The sequence below is a fragment of the Enterobacter sp. CRENT-193 genome (genome assembly GCF_002787395.1).
Taxonomy (GTDB): Bacteria; Pseudomonadota; Gammaproteobacteria; order Enterobacterales; family Enterobacteriaceae; genus Enterobacter; species Enterobacter hormaechei_C.
In genome coordinates, this window is record NZ_CP024812.1 from 726,186 (window position 1) to 745,224 (window position 19,039).

Here is a 19,039-nt window from a genome sequence, read left to right on the forward strand (position 1 = left end):
TCTTTGCCGTGGTGACAATGTAGTACAATCAGTTAATGTTGTACTACAATCCAGATCACAAAAAGAACAATTCGATAAATTCAGGGTCAAAAAAAGCCCCGGTAGATAACCGAGGCTGATGATTACAGACAGCTGCTAGGAGAGGACAAATTTCTCGATCGCCCAGGCAACGCCGTCTTCCAGGTTAGATTTGGTCACGAAGTTCGCCACTTCTTTTACCGACGGGATGGCGTTATCCATCGCCACGCCCATGCCTGCATATTCGATCATCGCAATATCGTTTTCCTGGTCGCCCAGCGCCATGATCTCCTCAGGCTTGATGCCCAGCGCATCGGCAAGCGATTTGACGCCCGTGCCTTTATTGACGCGTTTATCGAGGATTTCGAGGAAGTACGGCGCACTTTTCAGTACGGTGTATTTCTCTTTTACCTCAGCCGGAATGCGTGAAATGGCTTTGTCGAGAACCGCAGGTTCATCAATCATCATCACTTTCAGGAACTGTGTCGCCGGATCCATTTTCTCCGCTTCACAGAACACCAGTGGAATGGTTGCAACGTAGGACTCGTGCACCGTGTAGTAGCTGATATCGCGGTTGGCGGTGTAAAGCGTATTGCGATCTAGCGCGTGGAAGTGAGAGCCCACGTCGCGGGAGAGTTTTTCCAGGAACCGGTAGTCATCATAGCTCAGTGCCGTTTGCGCCACCGTGCTGCCATCGGCTGCCTTTTGCACCAGCGCGCCGTTATAGGTGATGCAGTAATCACCAGGCTGGTTCATGTGCAGCTCTTTCAGGTAACTGTGCACCCCGGCATACGGGCGTCCGGTGGTGAGCACCACGTTCACGCCTTTTTCGCGTGCGGCGGCGATCGCATTTTTAACGGCAGGAGAGATAGTGTGGTCTGGCAGCAGCAGCGTGCCGTCCATATCGATTGCAATGAGTTTGATGGCCATGGGGTCCCCGGGATAAATGAGTGCTACCTCATGCTAACGCGATTAAGCACACAAAAATAGAGCTACCTTGCGCAACAAAAAGCCCCTTTTACGTTTATTCCGGGAACGGGAACTCACTCGCGGGTGAGAACGATTTTGCCAAACGCACCGCGATCCAGATGCTCAAGCGCCTGTTCCAGCTCGTCAAAGCGGTAGCGATGCTCAATCACCGGTTTTAACTCCGTGACATCAACAGCACGGACAAAATCTTCCAGCGCCCGGCGGTGTCCAACCCCAATCCCCTGAATGACGGGGGATTTCAGCAACAGCTCGCTTGCAGGCAGAGAAATTTCTGTCCCGGCCAGCACGCCAATGACCGATATCCGCCCATGAACGGCAACGGCGCGCAGGGAATGTCTCAGGTTCTCCCCACCCACGGTTTCGATAATATGGTCGATGCCGCGATCCTGCGTCAGTGCCAGCGTATTTTCAGCCCAGTCGCCTTTCAGTCGGTTGATGCCCTGGCTGGCCCCCAGCTTTTTGGCCCGCGCCAGTTTTTCATCACTTCCCGAGGAGACAAACACCTCTGCGCCGTGCGCTTTTGCTATCTGCAAAGCGAATAGCGCCACACCGCCCGTCCCTTGTACCAGCACCGATTGCCCGGCGCGTAAATGACCGCGCTCCACCAGCGCGAACCATGCGGTAAGCCCCGCGCAAGGAAGCGTACTGGCCTCAGCGTCATCCAGGCTTTCCGGGGACGCCACCAGCGCGTTTTCACTCACAATCACATATTCGGCCAGCATGCCCTGGAAGTATCCACCGGACGTTTTATAGGGCAAATCGCGCGCGACTGCCTGCGGCTTGCCGTCGATCCATTCCGGGAAGAAGGTTGAGATGACGCGTGCGCCGGGTTTGAAACGCGTAACGCCTTCACCGATGCTGTCCACCACGCCTGCCATGTCAGATGCTGGGGTAAACGGGAAGGAAAGCGGAATCGGCATCGTGCCTTCAATCACCATTTTATCCCGGTAGTTGAGCGCAACGGCATTTACCCGTACGCGGACCTCACCCGGGCCTGGCTGTGGAACAGGCTCCTGAACGAGCCTGAGGCTTTCACGACCAAGGGCATCCATTGACCAGCGTTGCATTGTTGCTGTCATTTTTTTCTCCTGTCATCAGATGATTGTTCAGTTCTGACAGTCTACCGTTGACTCAGCGTCACCAGTGGCGATAAGTTTTCCCTTCATTGATGACCAAATTGATACAATTCGTCCATGACCGATACGCTGAAAGATATTCCCGTTTTCGTTGCCTCCGTTGAGGCAGGAAGTTTTGCCCAGGCCGCCGTCCGTCTGCATTTGTCGCGCTCGGCGGTAGGAAAAAGCATTGCTCGTCTTGAAGAGAGGCTGGGGGTTCGTCTGTTTCATCGGACCACCCGCAGCCAGAGGCTGACCGATAACGGCGCGCTTTTTTATGAACGCTGCCTGCGCGCGCTGGAAGAGATCCGTGGCGCTGAATCGCAGCTTGAAACCGGAAAACATCAGGTCAGCGGTCGGCTGCGTGTTGCCATGCCGGTGCTGTTTGGTCGCCAGTGTATCGCCCCGCTGCTAATAGAGCTGGCGCAGGAGCATCCCGGGCTTGAGCTTGAAATGTCCTTTAGCGACCGCATCGTGGATCTTGTGGAAGAAGGGTTTGATATGGCGGTGCGCAATGGCACCCTGGCTGACAGCGCCGTGCTGGTCGCCAGAAGGCTGGGAGTGCACCGAATGGTTCTGTGTGCCGCGCCGGATTATCTGATTAAGAATGGCCAGCCGCAAAGCGTTGATGATTTACGCCAGTATACGGCCATTAACTACACGCGTGCGGGCAGAGTCTTACCCTGGCAGCTGATGGATTACGATGGCACGTCGCGCACGTTTATTCCCCGCTCATCCCTCAATATGGATGATTTGCAGGCGATCTGCGACGCGGCGCTGGCCGGCCACGGTATTGCATGGTTACCCTGCTGGATGGTCATCAAAGAAATTCATCAGGGAAATCTTGTCCCGCTCTTTAAGCAGGCCCCGGATGTACGCTTCGACGTTCATGCCGTCTGGCAGCAGACGCCACACCTGCCGCTAAGGGTAAGAATTGCCATAGATATGCTGGTCAAACGTTTACCGGCAGTGATGTCGCTGGAGTTTCCTGCGTCCATAAAAAAGCCGCGCTAAAGCGCGGCCAGTTATGTTGTCGTAAAGCGACGATTAAATATCGATATTCGCCGCCTTCAGGGCGTTCTCTTCGATGAAGGCGCGACGTGGTTCAACCGCATCGCCCATCAGGGTCGTGAACAGCTGATCCGCTGCAATCGCGTCTTTAACGGTAACGCGCAGCATGCGGCGGCTTTCCGGATCCATGGTGGTTTCCCACAGCTGATCCGGGTTCATTTCGCCCAGACCTTTATAACGCTGAATAGAGAGGCCGCGACGGGACTCTTTCACCAGCCATTCCAGCGCCTGCTCGAAGCTTGCCACCGGCTGACGGCGCTCGCCACGTTCGATGAACGCATCGTCTTCGATCAGACCGCGCAGCTTCTCGCCCAGGGTGCAGATACGGCGGTATTCCGGACCGGTAACAAACTCGTGCTCCAGCGGGTAGTCGGTATCGACGCCGTGGGTACGCACGCGGACGATCGGCTCGAACTGCTGCTCAGCGTTCTGCTGAACGTCGAACTTCCACTGGCTGCCGTGCTGCTCTTTCTCGTTCAGCTCGCTCACCAGGGTGTTCACCCAGCGGGTGACGGTCTGCTCGTTGCTCAGATCGGCTTCGGTCAGGGTCGGCTGGTAAATCAGCTCTTTCAGCAGCGCTTTCGGATAGCGACGCTCCATACGGCCAATCATTTTCTGCGTGGCGTTGAACTCGGAGACCAGACGCTCCAGCGGCTCACCGGCCAGCGCTGGCGCGCTGGAGTTTGCGTGCAGGGTCGCACCATCAAGGGCGATCGCGATTTGGTACTGATCCATCGCGTCGTCATCTTTAATGTACTGTTCCTGCTTGCCTTTTTTCACCTTGTACAGCGGTGGCTGCGCAATGTAGACGTGGCCGCGCTCAACGATTTCCGGCATCTGACGATAGAAGAAGGTCAACAGCAGCGTACGGATGTGCGAGCCGTCGACGTCCGCATCGGTCATGATGATGATGCTGTGATAACGCAGTTTGTCCGGGTTGTACTCGTCGCGACCAATGCCGCAGCCGAGCGCGGTGATGAGCGTCGCCACTTCCTGAGAAGAGAGCATCTTGTCGAAGCGCGCTTTCTCAACGTTGAGGATTTTACCCTTCAGCGGCAGAATCGCCTGGTTCTTGCGGTTACGGCCCTGCTTTGCAGAACCGCCCGCGGAGTCCCCTTCCACAAGGTACAGTTCAGACAGCGCCGGGTCGCGTTCCTGACAGTCAGCCAGTTTGCCCGGCAGGCCTGCCAGGTCCAGCGCGCCTTTACGACGGGTCATTTCACGCGCTTTACGCGCCGCTTCACGGGCACGCGCCGCATCGATAATTTTACCCACCACGATTTTCGCGTCGGACGGGTTTTCCAGCAGGTATTCGCTCAGCAGTTCGTTCATCTGCTGTTCAACCGCCGATTTCACCTCAGAAGAGACCAGCTTGTCTTTGGTCTGTGAGGAGAACTTCGGATCCGGCACCTTCACGGAGACCACGGCAATCAGGCCTTCACGGGCATCGTCACCGGTGGCGCTGACTTTCGCTTTTTTACTGTAGCCTTCTTTGTCCATGTAAGCGTTCAGGGTACGGGTCATCGCCGCGCGGAAGCCCGCAAGGTGCGTACCGCCGTCGCGCTGTGGAATGTTGTTGGTGAAGCAGTAAATGTTTTCCTGGAAACCGTCGTTCCACTGCAAGGCCACTTCCACGCCGATACCGTCTTTTTCAGTAGAGAAGTAGAAGATATTCGGGTGAATTGGCGTTTTGTTCTTGTTCAGATACTCAACGAACGCCTTGATACCACCTTCGTAATGGAAGTGGTCTTCTTTGTTGTCGCGTTTGTCGCGCAGACGAATCGACACGCCGGAGTTCAGGAACGACAGTTCACGCAGGCGTTTCGCCAGAATGTCGTACTCGAATTCGGTGACGTTGGTGAAGGTTTCAAGGCTCGGCCAGAAACGCACCATGGTACCGGTTTTCTCGGTATCGCCCGTGACGGCCAGCGGCGCTTCAGGCACGCCGTGCTGGTAGATCTGACGGTGAATTTTGCCTTCGCGCTGGATAACCAGCTCCAGCTTCTGCGACAGGGCGTTTACTACGGATACGCCTACGCCGTGCAGACCGCCGGAAACTTTATAGGAGTTATCATCGAACTTACCGCCTGCGTGCAGAACGGTCATGATCACTTCCGCAGCAGATACGCCCTCTTCCGGGTGAATACCGGTTGGGATGCCACGGCCGTCATCGGTAACGGACACGGAGTTGTCCGCATGGATCGTGACCACGATGTCTTTACAGTGACCCGCGAGCGCTTCGTCGATAGCGTTATCTACCACCTCGAATACCATGTGGTGCAGACCGGTGCCGTCATCCGTGTCGCCGATATACATACCCGGGCGCTTACGCACCGCATCCAGCCCTTTCAGGACTTTGATACTGGAGGAGTCATAAGAATTCGACATCAACGTTTCTCGCTCATTTCAACTTGGGTTAATCCGTTATTTTACCCTTTTCCACGGTAAACATCTTCGAATTTTCGTCCGACATGTCCATAACGTGTTCAGCGCTAATGGCGCTGACGAAAACCTGCGACTGCGTGGCTTTCAGGCGGCTGGCAAGCAGCCCGCGCCGCGCGTCGTCAAGTTCCGAGGCAAAATCATCTATCAGGTACAGGCAGCGTCGCCCACTTTCGCGGGTGAGGAACTCCCCCTGCGCCAGGCGCAGCGCACACATCAGGAGCTTCAGCTGCCCGCGCGACAGCGTGTCTTCCACCGGCGCACCGTCGGCACGAATGCGGAAGTCCGCCTTGTGCGGGCCGTGCGCGGTGTAGGTCAGCATGCGGTCGCGCTCGAAGCTTCTCTCTAACACCTCGGCATAATCCGTCTCTTTCTCCCAGCCGCGCTGGAAAGAAAAGGTGAGAGAGAACTCGGGTAAAAACTGTTTGCAGGTGTCGGCCATGTCTTCGGCGATACCTGCGCTGTATTCGGCACGCCAGCGGCTGATTTGTTCCGCTAGAGGGATGAGTTCCATGTCCCACGGACGCAGCTGGGCGTAGCGCGTGACCTGGCGCAATGCGGCGTTACGCTGTTTAAGCAGACGCTTCAGGTTGCTCCAGGCGTTAAAGAAACCGGCTTCATTGTGAAAGCATCCCCAGTCGAGGAACGCTCTTCTGTATTTGGGGCCGCCGTTGAGTAAAGTAAACCCCTCGGGCGTAATCAGCTGCATCGGCATCAGCAGCGCCAGCTCCGCCACCTTGTGGCCATCGGTGCCGTCGATGCGCACCTTGCTGTCGCCCTGCTTGTCTTTGGTCAGGCCGATGGCGGTTTCCCGCTCTGCGCCCTGCAAACGCCCATGCAGCACAAACGCATCCTGTTCGTGGCGAATCACGCGACCAATCTGCAAACTGCGAAACGCCCGGCCGTGGCCGAGCGTATAGATGGCTTCCAGCACGCTGGTTTTGCCGCTGCCGTTCGCGCCAACCAGGAAGTTAAAGCCAGGGGATAAAGCGAGATCCGCGCTTTCGATATTGCGAAAGTCGCGGATCAACAGACGGGTGAGCGACATTACAGTCTCATTGGCATGACAACATAAGCAGCCGACTGTGATGCGGCATCTTCAATCTGTACGCTCGAAACGGAGTCAGTCAGCAGGATGCGAACGTTCTCGCATTTCAGTGCATTCAGCACATCCAGCACGTAGCTGACGTTGAAGCCGATTTCCATCTCAGCCCCGGCGTAGGTGACGTCCAGTATCTCTTCTGCCTCTTCCTGCTCCGGGTTGTTGGCGGTGATTTTGATCTGGTTTTCACTCACGTACAGACGTACGCCGCGGAATTTCTCGTTCGAGAGAATAGCGGCACGCGCAAACGCCTGCTTGAGGATGTCGCAACCCGCCTCCAGCGTTTTGTCCGGATTCTTCGGCAATACGCGGCGATAATCCGGGAAACGACCGTCTACCAGCTTCGATGTGAAGACAAAATCGCCCACGTGGGCACGAATATTGTTGCTGCCAATCTGCACGCGCAGTGGGGTATCGCCGCCGTCGAGCATGCGCATCAGTTCAATTACGCCTTTACGCGGTACGATCACCGAATGGTTTGGCAGTGAATCGCCAATCGGCATGGAACAGACCGCCAGACGGTGACCGTCGGTCGCCACGGTACGCAGCTCTTCACCTTCGGTTTCGAACAGCATGCCGTTTAAGTAGTAACGAACGTCCTGATGCGCCATGGAGAACTGCGTGGCTTCAATCAGACGCTTCATCGTCGCCTGCGGCAGGGTAAATTCAACTTCGCTCTGCCAGTCATCCAGGTTCGGGAAGTCCGCAGCGGGCAGCGTGGAGAGGGAGAAACGGCTGCGGCCAGAGCGCACCAGCATGCGGTCGCCCTCCAGCTGCACGGCGATTTCAGCGCCTTCCGGCAGCCCACGGCAAATATCAAAGAATTTACGTGCCGGAACCGTGGTCGCGCCCGCGTCGTGCGGCTGAGTCAGCGTAACGCGCGCGATCATTTCCATTTCCAGATCTGTGCCGGTCAGCGACAGCGTACCGTCCGCGACCTGAAGCAGCAGGTTTCCAAGAATAGGCAGCGTAGGGCGGCCGCCTAATGGGCCACTCACCTGTTGCAGCGGTTTTAATAAATGTTCACGTTCAACGGTAAATTTCATAGCGTCACGATGATAATGTTCTGATTAAATTGGAAAAATCTTCTTTTATGTCGTGGCTTTCTTCGCGTAGCTGCTCGATCTTGCGACAGGCGTGCAGCACGGTCGTATGGTCACGGCCACCAAACGCATCACCGATTTCCGGCAGGCTGTGGTTGGTGAGCTCTTTTGCCAGCGCCATCGCCATCTGACGCGGACGCGCCACCGAGCGGGAACGACGTTTAGACAGTAAATCTGCCACTTTGATCTTGTAGTACTCAGCCACCGTCTTCTGAATATTGTCGATAGTGACCAGTTTTTCCTGCAAAGCCAATAAATCGCGCAGTGCTTCACGCACAAAATCGATGGTGATCGCACGACCGGTGAAGTTGGCGTTAGCGATAACGCGGTTCAGCGCCCCTTCCAGCTCACGCACGTTGGAACGCAAGCGCTTGGCAATAAAGAACGCCACTTCACCCGGCAGGCGAATGTCGTTCTCGTCGGCTTTTTTCATCAGGATCGCGACGCGGGTTTCCAGCTCCGGCGGCTCGATCGCCACGGTCAGGCCCCAGCCGAAGCGGGATTTGAGACGATCTTCAACGCCGTTGATCTCTTTTGGATAACGATCCGAGGTCAGAATGATCTGCTGATTGCCTTCCAGCAGGGCATTAAAGGTATGGAAAAACTCTTCCTGCGATCGTTCTTTATTGGCAAAGAACTGAATGTCATCGATCAGCAGCGCATCAACGGAACGGTAGTAGCGTTTAAACTCTTCGATCGCATTGTTTTGCAGGGCTTTTACCATGTCCTGAACGAAGCGTTCGGAGTGCATATACACTACTTTGGCATTGGGCTTACGCGCCATAATGCCGTTGCCCACCGCATGCAACAGGTGCGTTTTACCGAGACCCGTGCCGCCATACAGGAACAGCGGGTTGTAAGCGCCACCGGGGTTATCGGCAACCTGGCGAGCCGCCGCGCGCGCCAGCTGGTTCGACTTACCTTCAACGAAGTTATCGAACGTGTGTTTCACGTTAACGTTAGAGCGGTAGGTAGGCTCAGCGGGGGCCGGAACGTTATCCCAGCCCTGACGAGCCGGTGCAACGCGAGGCGCTGGAGCGGGCGCCGCCTGTGCAGGGGCTGCCACATTGACAACTTCACGAACGGTTTGGGTGACCGGCTTTGTGCCCACTTCAAAACGCAGCTGTGGGGCATCTGACCCGCAGAAATCATTCAGCAGTCCATTGATGTTATTAAGGTATTTATCCCTTACCCAATCGAGCACGAAACGGTTTGGCGCATACAAAGCCAGCGTGTTATCGCTCAGTTCCGCCTGCAACGGGCGGATCCACATACTGAATTCTGTGGCTGGTAACTCATCCTGCAATCGGGCAAGACACTGCTGCCAAAGCGAAAGTGACACGGCGGACTCCACTCGAACAATAAAAGAAAACTATTGAATATTCATGATTGTTGGCGCACATCGACATGACCCCATCAGGGTGATGTGCGAACCGCTATCTGCGGTTATACACGCTATCGTTGATACAGCCTGAACGATGTTGTGTTTATGCCCGACCAGGATCGCTGGATCCCGATCGGGACCGCGGATCATAGCCTAAACTGAGCCAGAGATCTTCTGTTTCTCACAGATTCTTCCCGATTTATCCACAGGAAGATCCGGAATCGGGTAAGTGTAAACGATCCTGACGCGAGTGCCTCGCGATTTAGGCCGCATATTGGAAAATTTAATGAGCACAGACAATTTTTGGCTTAAATGATCTAACGAAGATCCGGGACGATCCTTGCGCTTTGTTGGCGAGCCCGTATAATCCTCGACCCGGCGCGTGATGCTCATCTTCCTGCGTCGTCCGTTGCTCATTTTCCACGCGAAATCGTGCGGAAATAAGGAAAGAGAATTGACTCCGGAGTGTACAATTATTACAATCCGGCCTCTTTAATCACCCACGCTGAGGCGTTAGTCGTTCGAATCTCGTTCGGGTATACGCAAAAGTCAGTGAATTTATTCAAGTTTAGGTAGAAATCGCCATGAAACGCACTTTTCAACCGTCTGTACTGAAGCGCAACCGTTCTCACGGCTTCCGTGCTCGTATGGCTACTAAAAATGGTCGTCAGGTTCTGGCACGTCGTCGTGCTAAAGGCCGCGCTCGTCTGACCGTTTCCAAGTAATAAAGCTAACCCCTGAGTGGTTAAGCTCGCATTTCCCAGGGAGTTACGTTTGTTAACTCCCACTCATTTCACTTTCGTCTTCCAGCAGCCACAACGGGCTGGCACGCCGCAAATCACCATCCTCGGCCGCCAAAATTCGCTGGGGCATCCCCGCATCGGTCTCACAGTCGCCAAGAAAAACGTTAAGCGTGCGCATGAACGCAACCGGATTAAACGTCTGACGCGTGAAAGTTTCCGTTTACGTCAACACGAACTGCCTTCAATGGATTTCGTGGTGGTGGCGAAAAAAGGGGTTGCCGACCTCGATAACCGTGCTCTCTCGGAAGCGTTGGAAAAATTATGGCGCCGCCACTGTCGCCTGGCTCGCGGGTCCTGATAGCCCTCATTCGGGTCTATCAACGCCTGATTAGTCCGCTACTCGGGCCACACTGCCGTTTCACGCCAACATGCTCAAGCTACGGAATTGAGGCATTGCGCAGGTTTGGAGTGATAAAAGGCAGTTGGTTGACGGTGAAACGCGTATTAAAATGCCACCCTTTACACCCAGGTGGAGACGACCCCGTCCCTCCAGGACCTTTTGATACCAGAGAACACTAACGATGGATTCGCAACGCAATCTTCTTATCATCGCTTTGTTGTTCGTGTCTTTCATGATCTGGCAGGCATGGGAGCAGGATAAAAATCCTCAACCCCAGCAGCAGACCACGCAGACCACGACCACCGCAGCGGGTAGCGCCGCCGACCAGGGCGTACCGGCCAGTGGCCAGGGGAAACAGATTACGGTTAAGACCGATGTGCTTGAGCTGACTATCAACACCCGTGGTGGTGATGTTGAGCAGGCGCTGCTGTTGACCTACCCGAAAGAACTGAAGTCTACCGAACCGTTCCAGTTACTGGAAACCACGCCTGAATTTATCTACCAGGCGCAGAGCGGCCTGACCGGTCGTGATGGCCCGGATAATCCGGCTAACGGTGCGCGTCCACTGTATAACGTCGAGAATGACACGTTTGTACTGGCTGATGGTCAGAACGAACTGGTTATCCCGATGACCTACACCGACGCGGCAGGCAACACCTTCACCAAAACCTTCACCCTGAAACGCGGTGAGTATGCGGTGAACGTGGGCTACAGCGTACAGAACGCCGGTGCGAAACCGCTGGAAATCTCTACCTTTGGTCAGCTGAAGCAGTCCATCAATCTGCCGTCTCACCGTGATACCGGAAGCAGCAACTTTGCGCTGCATACCTTCCGTGGCGCGGCTTACTCCACGCCAGATACCAAGTACGAGAAATACAAATTCGACACCATTGCCGATAACGAAAACCTGAACGTCAGCTCTAAAGGCGGTTGGGTCGCAATGCTGCAACAGTATTTCGCGACGGCGTGGGTACCGAATAACGACGGTACCAACAACTTCTACACCGCGAACCTCGGCAACGGTATTGCAGCCATCGGCTACAAATCTCAGCCGGTTCTGGTGCAGCCGGGTCAAACCGGTAAACTGGCAAGCACCCTGTGGGTTGGCCCGGAAATCCAGGACAAAATGGCTGCCGTTGCGCCGCACCTGGATCTGACCGTGGATTACGGTTGGTTGTGGTTCATCTCTCAGCCGCTGTTTAAGCTGCTGAAGTTCATCCACAGCTTCCTGGGTAACTGGGGCTTCTCCATCATCGTTATCACCTTTATCGTTCGTGGCATCATGTACCCGCTGACTAAAGCGCAGTACACCTCCATGGCGAAGATGCGTATGCTACAGCCGAAGATTCAGGCTATGCGTGAGCGTCTGGGCGATGACAAACAGCGTCAGAGCCAGGAGATGATGGCCCTGTATAAAGCAGAGAAAGTGAACCCACTGGGTGGTTGCTTCCCGCTGCTGATTCAGATGCCAATCTTCCTTGCGCTGTACTACATGCTGATGGGTTCCGTTGAGCTGCGCCACGCGCCGTTCGCCCTGTGGATCCATGACCTGTCCGCACAGGACCCGTACTACATCCTGCCGATCCTGATGGGCGTGACGATGTTCTTCATTCAGAAGATGTCTCCGACCACCGTGACCGACCCGATGCAGCAGAAGATCATGACCTTTATGCCGGTCATCTTCACCGTGTTCTTCCTGTGGTTCCCGTCAGGTCTGGTGCTGTACTATATCGTCAGCAACCTGGTGACCATCATCCAGCAGCAGCTGATTTACCGTGGTCTGGAAAAACGTGGCCTGCATAGCCGCGAAAAGAAAAAGTCCTGATTCGGTAACTTAACGCTAAAATAAGGGCGGTCGATTGACCGCCTTTTTTATTTGTATTGAACGAGAGCAACCATGAGCCATAACGACACTATCGTCGCCCAGGCAACCCCACCGGGACGCGGTGGTGTAGGCATTCTGCGTATCTCCGGCCTGAAGGCGCGTGAGGTGGCCGAAGCGGTGCTGGGTAAACTGCCAAAGCCGCGCTACGCTGATTATCTGCCGTTTAAGGATGCCGACGGCACACCGCTGGACCAGGGCATTGCGCTGTGGTTCCCCGGCCCAAACTCCTTTACCGGCGAAGATGTGCTGGAACTTCAGGGCCACGGCGGCCCGGTGATCCTCGACCTGCTGTTAAAACGTATTCTGACCCTGCCTGGCCTGCGCATTGCGAAGCCGGGTGAGTTCTCCGAGCGTGCTTTCCTCAACGATAAGCTCGACCTGGCGCAGGCCGAGGCGATTGCTGATCTGATCGACGCCAGCTCCGAACAGGCGGCCCGCTCCGCGCTGAACTCGTTGCAGGGCGCGTTTTCCGCACGCGTGAATCACCTTGTGGAAGCACTTACTCACCTGCGAATCTATGTCGAAGCGGCTATCGACTTCCCGGACGAGGAGATCGACTTCCTCTCAGACGGTAAAATTGAAGCTCAGCTCAACCAGGTGATGAACGATCTCAATGCCGTCCGCGCCGAAGCGCGCCAGGGCAGCCTGCTGCGTGAAGGCATGAAGGTGGTCATTGCCGGACGCCCCAACGCTGGGAAATCGAGCCTGCTGAACGCCCTGGCGGGCCGTGAAGCGGCGATCGTCACCGACATAGCCGGCACCACCCGCGACGTGCTGCGCGAGCATATCCACATCGACGGCATGCCGCTGCACATCATCGACACAGCTGGCCTGCGCGATGCGAGCGATGAAGTCGAGCGTATCGGTATCGAACGCGCCTGGCAGGAGATCGAGCAGGCCGACCGCGTGCTGTTTATGGTGGACGGCACCACAACCGACGCCGTTGACCCGGCTGAAATCTGGCCAGACTTTATCGCCCGTCTCCCGGCTAAACTGCCGATCACCGTGGTGCGCAATAAGGCCGACGTGACCGGCGAAACGCTGGGCATCAGCGATGTGAATGGTCACTCACTTATTCGCCTGTCGGCCCGTACCGGTGAAGGCGTGGAAGCCCTGCGTAGCCATCTCAAACAGAGCATGGGGTTCGACACCAGCATGGAGGGTGGCTTCCTGGCGCGTCGTCGTCACTTGCAGGCGCTGGAAGAGGCGGCTCGCCACCTTGAGCAGGGTAAAGCCCAGCTGATCGGCGCGTGGGCCGGTGAACTGCTGGCGGAAGAGCTGCGTCTGGCGCAACAGAATCTGAGCGAGATCACCGGGGAGTTTACGTCGGACGATCTGCTTGGACGGATTTTCTCGAGCTTCTGCATTGGGAAGTGAAGTTATAGACTTGAAAGAAAAAGAAGTCAAAAGACACCAAAAGAAAACAAACTAAAATATTGATTTTGAACACAAAAAAAATAAATCTAACGATGTTTTTTAGTTTTCTTTTTACTTCTCCTGTGTTCTTTTGGTCATATATTGCCCTGTGTGTTCCCCAGCCATATAATCGTGGGGAACACGGGGAAAACCATCAATGAAAGTATCTATCGAAAAGCGACAGCCAGACCGCGAAGGAAAACGCTCTTTGCGCTTGGTATATTACTACGGTTCCAACGTTGAAGACGGGCAACGTAAACTGAAACGTTCACACGAGCCACTAGACATCTTCATCTATGACAAACCGCGCTCTCCAGCAGAGCGAGAGCACAATAAAGAAGCTTTAAGGATCGCTGAAGCTGTGCGATCTAAGAGACTGCTTGAAAGCGAGACATCAAAGCATAAGCTGGAGGATCGAACTAAACTCTCTGCCAGTTTCTTCGATTATTACGATTCAGTTACCGATAGCAAAGCTTCTGGCAGTAAATCCAATTATTCAATTTGGGTCTCAGCCGGACATCATCTGAGACGCTACCATGGGCGAGCAGAACTCACATTCGAAGATATTGATAGAGCCTTTCTTGAGGGTTTTAAAACTTATCTTTTGAAAAGTGCAACGACGAAATCTGATCAACTGCTGTCAAGAAATACAGTAAGCAGTTACTTCAATAAAATAAGGGCGGCCCTGAATCAGGCATACCAAGAGGGGATTATCAGAGATAACCCTGTTCGGACGGTGAAAAGCGTTAAACCAGAAACAAACCAAAGGGTTTATCTGACTCTGGAAGAGATAAAAGCTATGGCAAAAGCTGAATGTCGCTATGACGTGCTTAAACGAGCCTTTCTGTTTAGCTGCACAACAGGACTGCGCTGGTCTGACATACAGAAGCTAGTTTGGTCAGAAGTGGAAGAATTTGAGCAAGGCCATTTTCGAATCATTTTTAAGCAGAAAAAAATCCAGAATAGAGGAACGGCACTTCAATACCTCGACTTACCAGATTCAGCGGTAAGGTTGATGGGAGAGCGCAAGGATAACGATGAACGCGTGTTTAAAGCATTGCGATACAGCAGCTATACCAACGTAGCGCTACTTCATTGGGCAATGCTTGCTGGAATAACCAAGCATGTAACTTTCCATGCCGGTCGCCACTCGTTTGCAGTTAACCAGCTTGCGCGGGGCTTAGATATTTATTCATTATCACGCTTGCTGGGCCACAGTGAACTGAAAACAACTGAGATTTATGCTGATATCTTAGATCAAAGAAGAAGGGACGCAATGCGGAGCTTTCCTGATATTTTTGCCGACAGTCTTTAAAACAGAACAATAGACATAGGGCCAAAAAAATTAATTTCTTTGGCCCCTGATTATTCTCGAACTCACTTCCTTTGAAATTTCTGTGTTTGTCTTGACCCGGTTGGACTGTAGCCAATCGATCACTTCTTCCCGCTTAAAATAAATCCGACAACCATTTGGTTTGTAAAACGGAATAACATTTTGACTGGTTAACTTGTATAAATGACCTTTTGACAACCCTGTCAGCTCAGCACAGTCATCAATGTTCAGCATTACCTTTTCCAAATTAACTTTGTCTGCTCCTGACGATCTAGCGAGCATGTTTTTTATCTCAGCCAGTTCTTTCAAAACACTATTAAGCAACTCTGTCTCTTGCATAGTCATATCTACTGAAACCCATAAATAATCGACTGGTTTAGTCTACCAACACAGGTTTCAGATCCTCGGCTCTGGATCTGCCCTTTTAGGGCGCGAACAAAGTTATTAACACCTGAACATGGTTCAACTATAGGTATCTTTATAGGATTTTTTAAAGGCAATACCTATAGGTTTAGGGGGGGGGGTAATTATGCGTGGCAAGGGGGGGGGATTATGCGCAGATCGTCAGTAGTCAGGGGGGGGTAATTATGCGTAAAAAGGGGGGGCGATTATGCGTGGATAAAATCCAAAACCAACAGGGTTTTCCACAACTTTGCAAAGCAATAACATAAAAAAAACCGGCACATGGGCCGGTTATTAATTTAATTACGGTATGGAATCGGTGGGGGGCTGGACATCATCAAAATTCCGCCAGTCACTCTCTTAACTTTTGCATCCGGGTAAACAGAAAGAACTCTCTTTAAAGCAGGAAGGAATACCTTTTTAAAATTCCTGTCAGCGTCGTCTCCGGTGTATTCTTGACCAAACTGCTCACGTAAATTACGCCAGTACAATACAACAGGCCTACCACTAATTCGATGTAAACGATCCGCAAGCATGGCATAAATATCCATTGCCAGTGCACTGCTATTAAGCTGATTTAAAGCTCTTAAATCAAGCGGCACTGCATGTTCGCTTAACGTCGCGAAGTACTCCTGAGAAAATGTAATAACACCGGGCCATAAAGCACCTTGATTATCATTGTTACCAATCCAAGCCTCAAATTTTTGGATTGGCTTACCATCGTAAGTGATCGCTTTGTCAGCAGTACTAAAACCAAGCGTAATACTACAAGCAGACAACGCCATAACCTGTTTACGGAAGTTTGTATAGCTTCCGTTTTTCCCTCCTGATGAATCCTTGCCCAGTTGTTTAAGGAAGCCTCTAGCGCTACTGCCGACATCAATCTCCGGTGACTTAGAGCGTAAGGCCTGAGTGTTCAGATATGCCATTACCAAACGGGGCATTGGCCCATAGGGAACCGGCTGCTGAACAAACTGTTTTCCATCCCATATTTTACCCGCTCGAACGTAGAGACCAGCAGCACCGCAGCGCCTTTCAAACTCAACTCCATTTACTCTTGAACGAGGTAAACCGATCTGGCACATAATTGAGTGCATAAAAGTGAAATCATTGGGTGAGGGTGGATCTGAATTAATCCTTACAGAAGCATCTATTAATTCAGAATCAGCCCGACTCAAGACTTGTGATTTACCATTATGTTTTATTTCAATATCAGTCTGATACTGAGCAAGTAGTTGGCTAAATGGCTTCATTACTTACCCTGCGGGAATCAAGCCATACCTCCAACTGATCTAATCTGTATCTTAATGTTTTATCGCCACTGATCTTATATGGTTTGGGAAATGAGGGGTCGTTTGTGCGGATTCGCTGAAGCGTTGGCACAGATATTTTAAGTAAGGCTGTCACCTCATAGACAGAGATCATCTGCAGGTGACTGTAATCTTTTTCATTTAAAGTTTGCTGCATAAATTTCTCCAGCATCATCATTGATTTACTGGAGAAATTTTGAGGGTGAACCCCCGTAAACATGGCCTCTGTAAGTGCCCTATTTGGGCACCTTGAAGATTTATTCCAACACAAAAACTTTCACATGTGAAAGTTTCTCATTGATAAACATCAACCACCATTGCCATCCAAGTCAGGAAAGATTTCACGCGCTTTGTCGTTTCTAATTTTGTCCACATTAATCCCTTTCAGCCGCTCCATGATACGTTCTGAGGCGTCTTGTCGAGTACCATCAATATTAAAATCACTTCCAGCTCCCGTTAAAGCATCCAAGTTTAACGATGCGGGATCAGGAAGTTTTCCATTTTGCTGAAGTATCCCCAACCATTCGTCTAGGTTGACCTTACTCCAATCAATATCTGCTATTCGATCCAATGGAATTCCGCCGCATTGAGGTGCGCGCACATCACCAAAGTTAAGACCCAATTGTGGCCGAACTTGCTCCTGGATAATTCTGGATAGTGGCGAGTTGAAACAGCAATAGGACTCTCTCTCCTCCACACATGCTCCCAGCACTTTGGACTTGCAGTAAGATCCAACGTATGTGCAGCTATTCAGTGCTCGTTTAGCATTCATAGTGAATTCCTTTTCCTCACACTTCCAAATCATTTGGATCATGACCATCGACACTACATAGACAGTGTAAACAGTCATAACGGTGCTTAGCATGGCGGCACCTTGTTGGCCGAGGATTTGTTCAGTCATTGATTCAGGAGCCCCGGCAGGTACGCCTGCGGCCCCCGTCGCAGAAGCATTCCCTAGAGCTTCAGAAGTCAGCTTGGTAATTTGCTCCTTTAATGCGCCAATAGTATCTTGGGCAAACTGTTGAACAGGCTGGAGAAAACTATCAACCGCTCCACTAATATTTTCTATATAACTTGCAAAAGGCTGTGTTATTTCGGTCCAGCCAGACATTACGGGGTCTCTTAATACTTGGTATGCTCCTTTCACGGCACTGCCATCAGAGAGTCCCATAACGGCACCGTCTAGCTTAGGCACGGCCATAATCAAATTGAGATAATCAGCAAACGAAATATTCGTCGGCTTTTCACAACAATCTGAGACACCACCCACAGCAATCTTGCATTCCCCAGCCTCACCGGCAAAAGCTGAACACATCACATTTTCTTCACCAGTGGGGTTATCATCATCATTTTGACCAGTACAACTCATATCCTGAGTCATGAACTGAGCTGCATTCAACAATGCAGATGCACGAGCGAAATCAGTGCTTTGTGACTTTGTTATATCGAGACAATCATCCCCCATACACCTAATGGGTCCACCACATTGATACGTCGTTTCTTTCTCTAAAGTAGGTATTGATATGTCCGTTCCGCAGTCGTAGGTATCTTTAAACACATAACACTTACCCGAGGAACCCTCTGCTCCATCAATACATTCAGAACTAATAAATCCACACTGAGGATTATCCTCGTACATCTGGCAACTGTTTAGATTTCCACCAGTATTTACAGGGCAGTGTGTTTCACCTTGAGGATCTGTCCAGCAGTCCATTTGCCCCTTATAAAAGTCATAGTCGGCTTTAACTCGAACCTTTTTGCACAGCTTTGGAATGCCAGGGAAAGGTGACGGTTTCAGTTGGGATTCGCAAACTTTGATCCCGTTGATGACTGTGCAGCCTGTAGCATCAGTCGGGTCATCTATACAAGTGATCTCGCCTTCCGCAAAACCATCTACAACCCCTTTGGCTGAATCCATGCAGCTCTGTGGAGCCCACTCATCCTTGGTAATGGCTTTTGATGGGTCATAGTGTAGCTTTATGCGGCCAAAACCCTCACCTGCGCCAGTTACTGAAACGCGGATCTTAAACGTAACAACATCACCATCTTTCACATTCTTGAAATAGGGAGTGACATCAACATTAGGGTTTCGCTCCCAACTTGTTGACAATTCACATCGGCCAGCCGTTTCTGGAGGGAAATTGCCGTCAGGGCCGGACCATACTTTAGTTTCCTGACCTGATTTACCAACCCAAACTTGCATGTAGTCATCCCACTTGGCGTACTCAAGCGTTGCAGACACTATGGCGTCTGGATTACTGACTTGGACCCGCGTGTATTCCTCATAAATCGAACAGTTGCCACTCCAGTAGTCGTTACCCACTC

Annotated in this window: 17 protein-coding genes; 7 read left to right on the forward strand and 10 right to left on the reverse strand. The window is 52.3% G+C overall.

Translation table 11 applies throughout. The features are described 5' to 3' along the window. Nucleotides 1-135: 135 nt before the first annotated feature. Both yidA and CU081_RS03610 read right to left on the reverse strand, forming a co-directional pair. The gene (yidA, locus tag CU081_RS03605) at nt 136-948 is read right to left on the reverse strand and encodes a sugar-phosphatase (RefSeq protein ID WP_023295661.1); all 813 of its coding nucleotides are present in this window, start codon (nt 946-948) and stop codon (nt 136-138) included. A 113-nt stretch (nt 949-1,061) separates the two neighbouring features. Continuing rightward, nucleotides 1,062-2,087, reverse strand: coding sequence for a zinc-dependent alcohol dehydrogenase family protein (locus CU081_RS03610; RefSeq protein ID WP_022650084.1), 1,026 nt, complete (start codon nt 2,085-2,087; stop codon nt 1,062-1,064). A 114-nt stretch (nt 2,088-2,201) separates the two neighbouring features. Between CU081_RS03610 and CU081_RS03615 the strand changes: the two genes are divergently transcribed. Next, nucleotides 2,202-3,137: a LysR family transcriptional regulator gene (locus tag CU081_RS03615; RefSeq protein WP_003861115.1), complete on the forward strand. Its 936-nt coding sequence runs from the start codon at nt 2,202-2,204 to the stop codon at nt 3,135-3,137. 33 nt (nt 3,138-3,170) lie between these two features. On the opposite strand, the gene gyrB is transcribed toward CU081_RS03615, so the two are convergent. Genes gyrB through dnaA form a run of 4 tightly spaced genes read right to left on the reverse strand, consistent with a single transcriptional unit; the run spans nt 3,171 to nt 9,183 of the window. Further along, on the reverse strand, nt 3,171-5,582 hold the full coding sequence (gyrB, locus tag CU081_RS03620; protein ID WP_003861119.1) for a DNA topoisomerase (ATP-hydrolyzing) subunit B: 2,412 nt from the start codon (nt 5,580-5,582) through the stop codon (nt 3,171-3,173). A gap of 28 nt (nt 5,583-5,610) precedes the next feature. Next, nucleotides 5,611-6,684, reverse strand: a complete 1,074-nt coding sequence (gene recF, locus CU081_RS03625; protein ID WP_022646527.1) for a DNA replication/repair protein RecF — start codon at nt 6,682-6,684, stop codon at nt 5,611-5,613. Further along, nucleotides 6,684-7,784, reverse strand: a complete 1,101-nt coding sequence (gene dnaN / locus CU081_RS03630; protein WP_003861122.1) for a DNA polymerase III subunit beta — start codon at nt 7,782-7,784, stop codon at nt 6,684-6,686. Before dnaN ends, recF begins: the two co-directional genes overlap by 1 nt. Nucleotides 7,785-7,788: 4 nt before the next feature. Next, nucleotides 7,789-9,183 (reverse strand): chromosomal replication initiator protein DnaA, encoded by a 1,395-nt coding sequence (gene dnaA, locus CU081_RS03635; RefSeq protein WP_003861124.1) that lies wholly within the window; start codon nt 9,181-9,183, stop codon nt 7,789-7,791. A gap of 626 nt (nt 9,184-9,809) precedes the next feature. Between dnaA and rpmH the strand changes: the two genes are divergently transcribed. The 6 genes from rpmH to CU081_RS03670 all read left to right on the forward strand — a co-directional run bounded on the left by rpmH (nt 9,810) and on the right by CU081_RS03670 (nt 14,984). Then, complete coding sequence (gene rpmH / locus CU081_RS03645) at nt 9,810-9,950, forward strand: 50S ribosomal protein L34 (RefSeq protein WP_000831330.1); 141 nt, start codon at nt 9,810-9,812, stop codon at nt 9,948-9,950. Between the two features lie 16 nt (nt 9,951-9,966). Then, a complete protein-coding gene (gene rnpA, locus CU081_RS03650; protein WP_003861126.1) occupies nt 9,967-10,326 on the forward strand; it encodes a ribonuclease P protein component in 360 nt (119 codons plus the stop codon). Further along, nucleotides 10,290-10,547 (forward strand): membrane protein insertion efficiency factor YidD, encoded by a 258-nt coding sequence (yidD, locus tag CU081_RS03655; protein WP_001307474.1) that lies wholly within the window; start codon nt 10,290-10,292, stop codon nt 10,545-10,547. The genes rnpA and yidD overlap by 37 nt, the downstream gene beginning before the upstream one ends. A 2-nt stretch (nt 10,548-10,549) precedes the next feature. Then, nucleotides 10,550-12,193, forward strand: a complete 1,644-nt coding sequence (gene yidC / locus CU081_RS03660) for a membrane protein insertase YidC (protein WP_003861138.1) — start codon at nt 10,550-10,552, stop codon at nt 12,191-12,193. A 72-nt stretch (nt 12,194-12,265) separates the two neighbouring features. Beyond that, nucleotides 12,266-13,630, forward strand: a complete 1,365-nt coding sequence (gene mnmE, locus CU081_RS03665; RefSeq protein WP_003861139.1) for a tRNA uridine-5-carboxymethylaminomethyl(34) synthesis GTPase MnmE — start codon at nt 12,266-12,268, stop codon at nt 13,628-13,630. Between the two features lie 196 nt (nt 13,631-13,826). Then, entirely contained in the window at nt 13,827-14,984 is a 1,158-nt protein-coding gene (locus CU081_RS03670; protein WP_000868608.1) for a site-specific integrase, read from the forward strand. A gap of 30 nt (nt 14,985-15,014) precedes the next feature. Here the strand turns inward: CU081_RS03670 and CU081_RS03675 are convergent, their stop codons facing one another. The 4 genes from CU081_RS03675 to traN form a co-directional block, all read right to left on the reverse strand. Then, nucleotides 15,015-15,341, reverse strand: a complete 327-nt coding sequence (locus tag CU081_RS03675) for a helix-turn-helix domain-containing protein (RefSeq protein ID WP_001158411.1) — start codon at nt 15,339-15,341, stop codon at nt 15,015-15,017. 362 nt (nt 15,342-15,703) lie between these two features. Then, complete coding sequence (locus CU081_RS03680) at nt 15,704-16,657, reverse strand: replication protein RepA (RefSeq protein ID WP_000802152.1); 954 nt, start codon at nt 16,655-16,657, stop codon at nt 15,704-15,706. Then, nucleotides 16,644-16,871, reverse strand: a complete 228-nt coding sequence (locus CU081_RS03685; protein WP_223805430.1) for a helix-turn-helix transcriptional regulator — start codon at nt 16,869-16,871, stop codon at nt 16,644-16,646. The genes CU081_RS03680 and CU081_RS03685 overlap by 14 nt, the downstream gene beginning before the upstream one ends. A gap of 150 nt (nt 16,872-17,021) precedes the next feature. After that, entirely contained in the window at nt 17,022-19,037 is a 2,016-nt protein-coding gene (gene traN / locus CU081_RS03690) for a conjugal transfer mating pair stabilization protein TraN (RefSeq protein ID WP_442876234.1), read from the reverse strand. Between the last annotated feature and the right edge of the window lie 2 nt (nt 19,038-19,039).

Coding starts and splice junctions, on each gene's coding strand:
- yidC (WP_003861138.1), top strand. CDS start 10,550: ATGGATTCGCAACGCAATCTTCTTATCATCGCTTTGTTGTTCGTGTCT.
- gyrB (WP_003861119.1), bottom strand. CDS start 5,582: ATGTCGAATTCTTATGACTCCTCCAGTATCAAAGTCCTGAAAGGGCTG.
- mnmE (WP_003861139.1), top strand. CDS start 12,266: ATGAGCCATAACGACACTATCGTCGCCCAGGCAACCCCACCGGGACGC.
- CU081_RS03670 (WP_000868608.1), top strand. CDS start 13,827: ATGAAAGTATCTATCGAAAAGCGACAGCCAGACCGCGAAGGAAAACGC.
- recF (WP_022646527.1), bottom strand. CDS start 6,684: ATGTCGCTCACCCGTCTGTTGATCCGCGACTTTCGCAATATCGAAAGC.
- CU081_RS03675 (WP_001158411.1), bottom strand. CDS start 15,341: ATGCAAGAGACAGAGTTGCTTAATAGTGTTTTGAAAGAACTGGCTGAG.
- CU081_RS03615 (WP_003861115.1), top strand. CDS start 2,202: ATGACCGATACGCTGAAAGATATTCCCGTTTTCGTTGCCTCCGTTGAG.
- CU081_RS03685 (WP_223805430.1), bottom strand. CDS start 16,871: ATGCAGCAAACTTTAAATGAAAAAGATTACAGTCACCTGCAGATGATC.
- CU081_RS03610 (WP_022650084.1), bottom strand. CDS start 2,087: ATGACAGCAACAATGCAACGCTGGTCAATGGATGCCCTTGGTCGTGAA.
- yidA (WP_023295661.1), bottom strand. CDS start 948: ATGGCCATCAAACTCATTGCAATCGATATGGACGGCACGCTGCTGCTG.
- CU081_RS03680 (WP_000802152.1), bottom strand. CDS start 16,657: ATGAAGCCATTTAGCCAACTACTTGCTCAGTATCAGACTGATATTGAA.
- yidD (WP_001307474.1), top strand. CDS start 10,290: ATGGCGCCGCCACTGTCGCCTGGCTCGCGGGTCCTGATAGCCCTCATT.
- rpmH (WP_000831330.1), top strand. CDS start 9,810: ATGAAACGCACTTTTCAACCGTCTGTACTGAAGCGCAACCGTTCTCAC.
- dnaN (WP_003861122.1), bottom strand. CDS start 7,784: ATGAAATTTACCGTTGAACGTGAACATTTATTAAAACCGCTGCAACAG.